Source organism: Ochrobactrum sp. C6C9 (assembly GCF_022627935.1).
Classification (GTDB): Bacteria; Pseudomonadota; Alphaproteobacteria; order Rhizobiales; family Rhizobiaceae; genus Brucella; species Brucella teleogrylli.
In genome coordinates this window covers 1-840 of sequence record NZ_JABXGB010000098.1, presented here as the reverse complement: position 1 = coordinate 840, position 840 = coordinate 1, and the positions used below count along the sequence as shown (strand labels likewise).

Here is an 840-nt window from a genome sequence, read left to right as displayed (position 1 = left end):
AGTTAAAAACGGGTCTGGGCATTTTGATTTGGCTGAAGGACAACCTGTCCCCATCCCCTTGTGAAAAAGTCGCCCCGAAGCGCTCCTTCTTCTGGATGTGAAGATACTCGCCCGTTCCCTCGTTTCAACTGCGAATACGGCTTACCCGCCCCGGCAAGCCCTCTATGCAGAATGGTTGTTGCAGAAAAGACACGAAATTGTCAGCTTTGGTGGCCCTTCTTTAGAGTTTATTAACATTCCTAACCACGAATTAACCGATCTTAACGATTGAAAACGTAGATTTTTTTAAGTTAAGCGCCAAAACAGCGTCGAGATTCCACCATTTGCCACCTGGGAACAGAAAGTGTCCTGCGGATGTCCGTAACTTGGTGATTCCTCTTGTGAGAGGCCGAATCTCTAATGTTCTGAATGGCATGATTGTGCGACGGACCAATGAAGAGCGCATAGCCGAAACGCCGCAAATCAAGCCTGCACCATGGTTGCTTTATATATAATGCGTGTAATTCGCAGGAAATTTTACCAGCTGTTGCGTAAATCGCTTGAAATGCCTCGGCGTACCGGCTATCTCGCCCTTACCGGAGAGGTGGCCGAGTGGTCGAAGGCGCTCCCCTGCTAAGGGAGTAGACCTCATAAGGGTCTCGTGGGTTCGAATCCCATCCTCTCCGCCACTAGCTGCAATCAGCTTTCCAACTCCTTCCCCAAAATCATCGATGGTATCGCCTCTTTGAGCCGTTTCTCGACGCATATTCAGGCCGTGCGATGCGAGCCTTTTTTACACTTTGAATCTCGAGAATACGTAACATACTGATTTATAGGTATTTTCTGGTTTCCCTCCGATTC

The 840-nt window shown here is 48.6% G+C and carries 1 tRNA gene; it reads left to right on the top strand.

What is annotated here, in order from left to right:
- The first annotated feature begins 577 nt into the window (after nt 1-577).
- Nucleotides 578-668: transfer RNA gene (locus HWD97_RS24220), tRNA-Ser, on the top strand.
- The last annotated feature ends 172 nt before the right edge of the window (nt 669-840 follow it).